The sequence below is a fragment of the Dactylosporangium sp. NPDC006015 genome (genome assembly GCF_040614215.1).
GTDB lineage: Bacteria > Actinomycetota > Actinomycetes > Mycobacteriales > Micromonosporaceae > Dactylosporangium > Dactylosporangium maewongense.
In genome coordinates this window covers 1-6,311 of sequence record NZ_JBEXUD010000084.1, presented here as the reverse complement: position 1 = coordinate 6,311, position 6,311 = coordinate 1, and the positions used below count along the sequence as shown (strand labels likewise).

General features: G+C 71.1%; 7 protein-coding genes. 3 read left to right on the top strand and 4 right to left on the bottom strand.

Annotation, left to right across the window (positions count from 1 at the left end; all coding sequences use genetic code 11):
- Positions 1–946 precede the first annotated feature (946 nt).
- Positions 947–1,699, bottom strand: a complete 753-nt coding sequence (locus ABZ321_RS56615) for an SDR family oxidoreductase (RefSeq protein WP_354905120.1) — start codon at positions 1,697–1,699, stop codon at positions 947–949.
- A 102-nt stretch (positions 1,700–1,801) separates the two neighbouring features.
- Between ABZ321_RS56615 and ABZ321_RS56610 the strand changes: the two genes are divergently transcribed.
- A complete protein-coding gene (locus ABZ321_RS56610; RefSeq protein ID WP_354905118.1) occupies positions 1,802–2,614 on the top strand; it encodes a helix-turn-helix transcriptional regulator in 813 nt (270 codons plus the stop codon).
- Positions 2,615–2,675: 61 nt separating this feature from the next.
- Here the strand turns inward: ABZ321_RS56610 and ABZ321_RS56605 are convergent, their stop codons facing one another.
- Positions 2,676–3,230: a dihydrofolate reductase family protein gene (locus ABZ321_RS56605; protein WP_354905115.1), complete on the bottom strand. Its 555-nt coding sequence runs from the start codon at positions 3,228–3,230 to the stop codon at positions 2,676–2,678.
- 81 nt (positions 3,231–3,311) lie between these two features.
- On the opposite strand from ABZ321_RS56605, the gene ABZ321_RS56600 reads away from it, so the two are divergent.
- Positions 3,312–3,899, top strand: coding sequence for a dihydrofolate reductase family protein (locus tag ABZ321_RS56600; RefSeq protein ID WP_354905112.1), 588 nt, complete (start codon positions 3,312–3,314; stop codon positions 3,897–3,899).
- On the opposite strand, the gene ABZ321_RS56595 is transcribed toward ABZ321_RS56600, so the two are convergent.
- Positions 3,880–4,590 (bottom strand): ABC transporter ATP-binding protein, encoded by a 711-nt coding sequence (locus ABZ321_RS56595; protein WP_344515267.1) that lies wholly within the window; start codon positions 4,588–4,590, stop codon positions 3,880–3,882. The genes ABZ321_RS56600 and ABZ321_RS56595 overlap by 20 nt on opposite strands.
- A complete protein-coding gene (locus ABZ321_RS56590; RefSeq protein WP_354905108.1) occupies positions 4,563–5,378 on the bottom strand; it encodes an ABC transporter permease in 816 nt (271 codons plus the stop codon). Before ABZ321_RS56590 ends, ABZ321_RS56595 begins: the two co-directional genes overlap by 28 nt.
- A gap of 155 nt (positions 5,379–5,533) precedes the next feature.
- On the opposite strand from ABZ321_RS56590, the gene ABZ321_RS56585 reads away from it, so the two are divergent.
- Positions 5,534–6,311: transposase (locus ABZ321_RS56585; protein WP_354905106.1), on the top strand; the 778-nt coding region annotated here is incomplete at its 3' end.

The following is a 6,311-nucleotide window of genomic DNA, read 5'->3' as shown; positions in this document are numbered from 1 at the left end:
CATGCCGCAAGGCGCGGCCTTCCTAGCATCAGGTCCGGCGCGAGTACGCCGTGGGAGCGTGGCAGGCAAGGACGCGCGGGTGTGAACTCCGGCGAGTACGACCGGCCCGCCGACGCTGACCCCGGCAAGGCGCCGCACCCCGCGCCGGTGCCGCTCAGCGCAGCCGCCGACGGCGTGGAGCGTCTTCAACACCAGCGCCGCAACCCTCGCCAATGACGCGCCGCCCATCCTCGCGATGAACACGCCGCTGGTCCATTACGTCGCCGCAGCAAGCACCACCACGGCGACGCTTGCGATTCGGCCGCGCGAGCGAATACGGCGACGGTGAGGAACCTCCACTTCCACCCCCACATGCAGACGTTGATCAATGCCCCAAATTGTCCTCATTTCGCCATCGACGTTGCGCAATCCACCTACATTTTGGAGATCAAATTGGGTGTAGATCGCGCAACGTCTCTGGAGCAAATGCCGCATTCAGGGGCATTGACCAGCGTCTGTGGTGGGCGGGTAGCGCCCTGGGTGCCGGAGGGTGCGAGCGCCAGGGGCGGGAGGAGGCCCGACACCGGAGGCGGGTAGCGGGACGTCGAGCGAGTGCGGGTGGTTCGGGTGGGTTTGCCGTGAAGGCGTGGCGGCACGAGGGCTCGCATGAGTGCAGGACTTTGGATCGGGGTGGCGGTCGCTCTGCTCGCCGGGATCATCGGTGTCCCGGTGGCGCTCGGTGCGTTCCGTAATCGCGAACGCTGACTGCAGGCGTGCCGTACGGCCCGCCCGGAATCCGTCACGCCACCGCCGCTGCCACACCAACACCGTCGTCACACGGCAACCGCCCGCCACGCGGCAACCGCCGTCACGCGCATCCGGCCGAAGCCGGCCCCGCACGTAGCCGAAGCCGCCCCACCCATGACCGAAGCCGCCCCGCGGGCTTGCCCGTGGAGCAAGCACAGCGTCAGACGAGGCGGTGGCCGCCGTCGGCGTGGAGGACGGTGCCGGTGATGAAGGGGTTGTCGAGGAGGGACAGGAAGGCCTGGGCGATGTCGTCGGGGGTGCCTACGCGGCCGGTGGGGAGTTTGGCGGCCATGGCGGACAGGCGGTCGTGTTTCGCTGGGCCGGCGAGGGTGTCCCAGATGGGGGTGTCGACCCAGCCGGGTGAGACGACGTTGACGCGGATGGGGGCGAGTTCCAGGGCGAGTGAGCGGGCCAGGGATTCCAGGGCGCCGTTGGCGGTGGCGATCATCGAGGCGCCGGGGCCTGGGCGGTACGCGGCGATGCCCGACGTGAACGTGAGCGAGCCGCCGGGGCGCAGGGCGGGAGCGAGGTGTTTGGCGACCAGCCAGGGGCCGAGGACCTTCGTGGCGAGGACCGCGGTGGCCGCGGTGAGCGTGAAGGAGGGCAGCGGCGCGTACGCGCCCACCGCGTCGGCGGCCGTCACGACCACGTGGTCGAGGGTGTTGTCCGCGAGGGCGGCGACCTGCGATTCGACGCTGACGTCGGCCTGGATGCAGGCGACGGGGGAAGCGGCGCGAGCGGCATCGGCCTGGACGCCGGTGACGGGCGACGTGAGGTGGGCGGCCGCGGCGGCGAGGCGGTCGGGGGAACGGCCCGCGATCGTCACGCGGCGGCCAGTGGACAGGAGTCGGGCGGCGAGGGCGAGGCCCATGCCGGAGCTGCCGCCGATCACCAGGACGTGCTGCTGTGTCATGACCAGCAGCCTGCCGCCGTTCGTACAAGGGCGGGAGGACCAGGTCAGGCCGGGCCCTCGCAGGGCCCCTCCCGGGAAGCAGACAACCGGCAGAATCAGACCGTGAGTCTCGGGGAGTTCCTGCGCAACCGGCGCGGCAGGGTCAGTCCGGCCGAGGCGGGGCTGCCCGCTGGGACCGGTCGGCGGCAGACGCCGGGGCTGCGGCGGGAGGAGCTGGCCGCGCTCGCGGGGGTGAGCGTCGACTACTACACGCGGCTGGAGCGGGGGCGGGACACAAACCCGGGCCGGTCGGTGCTCGACGCGCTGGCGAGCGTGCTGCGGCTCGACGACGACGAGCGGGCGCACCTGCACCGCCTGGCCGGTCCGGCGGACGACGTCAAGGAGTCGGGAAAGGAGGTCAGGCCGGCGCTGTGGGAGTTGCTGGAGACGGTGCGGCCGACTCCGGCGTACGTGCTGACGCAGACCAGCGATCTGCTCGCCGCCAACGAGGAGGGCGGGTCGCTGCTCCCAGGCCTGACGGTGCCGGGGAACCTGGTGACGTACGTGTTCACGCACCCGGCGGCCCGGGAGGTGTTCGTGTCGTGGCGGCGGATGGCGGAGGACTGCGTGGCGCACCTGCGCACGGTCGCCGACGGGCCGGAGCGTGCCGCGCTGGTCGCCGACCTGCAGCACCGCAGCGACGAGTTCGCGGACCTGTGGGCGACCTATGACGTGCGGGTGAAGAGCGGCTCGCGGCGGGCGTTTCAGCATGTACGGGCGGGGCGCCTGGAGCTGACGTCGGAGATCCTGACGGCCGTGGACGGGCAGCGTTTCGTCATGTTCTGGGCCGATCCGGGCAGCCCCGACCACGCCGCGCTCGAGCTGCTGACGCCACCCGGCGGCGCCGCGGAGAGCGCCACCGGGCAGCACGACTGAGCCGGGCAGCACTGACACCGGGCAGCACGACTGAAGCCGCTCAAGACAGAGCGAAGAGGGGCTACGACGCGTACCGCAGCAGGACGACGCCGTTGGTGAACGGGCGGGACTCGGTCAGGCGCAGGCGCAGCGAGGTGCCGGGGTGGAACAGCGGGTTGCCGGCGCCGATCACGGCCGGGTGCACGTAGATGCGGTACTCGTCGACGAGGCCGTGTCGCTGGAACGTGGTCAGCAGGTCAGGTCCGCCGACGAAGAGGTCGCCGGACGCGGCCGCCCTGAGCGCCTCGACCTCGGCGGGCACGACCTCGCGGACGATCGTGGTGTTCCACGACGCGGACTGCAGGGTGCGGGAGTAGACGACCTTCGGCAGGTCGCGCCAGATGCGGGCGTAGTCGGCGACGAACTTCGGCGCGTCGGGGTCCTCGTCGGCCGTCGGCCAGAAGCCGGCCATCAGCGAGTACGTGCGCCGGCCGTTGAGCATGCCGCCGGCGGCGGCGATCTCCTCGTTGAAGTGGATGTGCAGCTCGTCGGAGATGTCCTGCCAGGCAAGACTGTGCTCGGTCGTCTCGAAGTAGCCGTCCAGTGACATCGACATCATGAAGATGATCTTGTTCACGAGGGTTCGTCCTTCCGGATGCAGGGACACTCCAATACTGACGACGGCGACACCCGCAACTCATCGGAAGGACGCAAAAACATGGCTTTGGTCGAGGCGAACATCTCGATGTCGGTGGACGGTTACGTCACGGGGCCGGACCTGGAGCAGCACCCGGGTCTCGGCGCGGGCGGCGACGCGCTGCACGCATGGGTCTGGACTGACGACGGCAGGCGCCTGCTCAAGGACACGTTCGGCGCGTCAGGTGCCGTGGTGACGAGCCGGCAGGTGTACGACATGACCGACGGCTGGGCGAGCGAGAACGGCCTCTACGGCATGCCGGTCTTCGTCGTCACCCACCGCCCGCAGGAGCCGGTGACCAGAGGCGAGACGGAGTTCACGTTCGTCGAGGGGGTCGAGGCGGCGATCCGCGCGGCGGCCACCGTCGCCCAGGAGCGGATGGTGCACATCATGGGCGGCGCGAGCATCATCCAGCAGGCGCTGCGAGCCGGCCTGGTCGACCGGCTCGCCATCCACGTTGCCCCGGTGCTGCTCGGCAGCGGCACGCCGCTGTTCGCACAGATCGCCGAGGCGTGCCCGGTGACGCTCATCCCGCTGGAGCAGCACTACACCGCCGTGGCCACCCATCTGACCTATCGCGTGGAGAAGCTCAACCAACCGGCACGTTGAGCAGATCGAGCAGCGACCGGCGGGAAGCGCCGAACCCCGGCGTGTCCACGGCCCGCGGGCGGGGCAGCGGCACCGGCCGGTCCTCGGCGATCCGGCCGCCGTCCAGGACCAGGACCCGGTCGGCGAGCAGCAGTGCCTCGTCCACGTCGTGCGTCACGAACAGCGCGGCGAAGCCATGCGTCGCCCGCAGGCGGCCGAAGAGGGTCTGCATCCGCAGGCGGGTGAGGGCGTCGAGCGCACCGAACGGCTCGTCGAGCAGGAGGAGGTCAGGTTCCCGTACGAGCGCCCGGGCGAACGCCACCCGCTGCGCCTGCCCGCCGGACAGCTCCGCGGGCCAGGCGTCGCGACGATCGGCGAGGCCGACCTCCTCAAGGGCGGCATCGACCCGCTCCCTGAGGGAGGGGCCGCGCACGCCGAGGGCGACGTTGGCCGCGACCCGCTTCCACGGCAGCAGCCGGTGCTCCTGAAACACGACGGCGGTGGCGCCGGTGGTGGACACGTCGCCGGTCGCCTCGCCGTCCAGGCCCGCGAGGATGCGCAGCAGCGTGCTCTTGCCGGAGCCGCTGCCGCCCAGCAGCGCGACGACCTCGCCGGCGGCGATGCTGATGTCGACCCCGTCGAGGACGACGGCGTCGCCGAAGGCCCGCCGGACCCCGGTCGCGGTCACCGGGCCCGCAGTCCGTGCCGCCATGCCAGCAACCTCCTCTCACCGAGGCGCAGCAGCAGGTCGGAGACCAGGCCGAGCAGCGCGTACGCGACGAGACCCAGCACGACGACGTCGGTCTGGCTGAACTCGCGGGCCTCCATCATCATGAACCCGAGCCCGCCCTGCCCGTTGACCTGCTCGCCGACGACGAGGCTGAGCCAGCCGGCGGCGAACGCGAGCCGCACCCCGAGGAACAGCGACGGCAGCGCGCCGGGCACCACCACGTGCCAGACGCGCTCGAGGCTCGAGAGTCCGCAGGTGCGAGCGGCCTCCACGAGGCGTTCGTCGATGTTGCGGATGCCGGAGTACGTGTTGAGGTAGATGGGGAAGAACGCGCCGAGCGCCACGAGCGTCACCTTCAGGGACTCGCCGATGCCGACCCAGATGATGAGCAGCGGCACCAACCCCAGGTGCGGCAGCATGCGGGCCATCTGCACGGTCGGGTCGACGAGGTCGTCGCCGAGCCGGACGAGCCCGGCCAGCGTGCCCAGCGCCAGGCCGAGCAGGCCGCCGACGAGCAGCCCGAGGACGGCCCGCTGGACGGAGTCGAGCAGGTAGTCGCCGAGGGTGCCTTCGAGCGCGAGCCGCCAGCCGGTCTCCACCACGGCGCTCGGCGCGGGCAGCTTGTCCGGGTCGAGCAGCCCGCCGCGGACTCCGCCCTCCCACCCGGCGAGCAGGGCCAGCGGCGTCACCGCCCGCAGCCAGCGCCGGGCCGCGGGTCGGCGCCGAGGCGGCGCCTTGACCGCGGCCGGACGTTCGACGAGTGTCGTCATCGGATTCCTTCCGTGGATACTCCGGCCTTCAGGCCGGGGAGGAAACGGAACTCCGGCGGAGCAGGGCAGGGAAGGCCGATCGGCCGCCAAGGCGGATCGGCGTTTGCCTGTGTGTCACCGCAAGGTTCACCATCCAGGCCGTTATCGTGTGGGCCGTGTCCGGGGCTGTGAAGCGGGCGTTCAGGTACCGCTTCTACCCGACCCCCGGGCAGGCCGCCGAGCTTGCTCGGACGTTCGGGTGTGTCCGACTGGTCTACAACCTGGCGTTGCAGGCCCGGACCGAGGCGTGGACGCTGCGCCAGGAACGGGTCAACTACAACGCCACCAGCGCGATGCTGACCGCGTGGAAGAAGACCGAGGAACTGGCGTTCCTCAACGAGGTCTCCTGCGTGCCGTTGCAGCAGGCGCTGCGCCACTTGCAGGTGGCGTTCACGAACTTCTGGGCGAAGCGGGCCAAGTATCCGACGTTCAAGTCCAGGAAGCGGTCGCGCCGCTCGGCGGAGTACACAACCAGCGCGTTCCGCTGGCGCGACGGCCGGCTCACCCTGGCGAAGATGACTGAGCCCCTGGACATCGTGTGGTCCCGGCCGCTGCCTGAGAGTGCATCGCCGTCCACGGTGACCGTGTCCCAGGACGCCGCGGGCCGCTGGTTCGTGTCGCTGCTCTGCGACGACCGGGTCGAGCCAGTCCCGGCCACGGGCGCGGTCGGTGTCGACGCAGGGCTCAACAGCCTGCTCTGCCTGTCCACCGGGGAGAAGGTCACCAACCCCAAGCATGAGCGCCGGGACCGGGCCGCGCTCGCCCGAGCCCAACGCAACCTCGCCCGCAAGGAGAAGGACTCCGCGAACCGGGCCAAGGCACGGCTGAAGGTCGCCCGCGTCCACGCCCGGATCACCGACCGCAGGCGTGACCACCTGCACAAACTGAGCACTC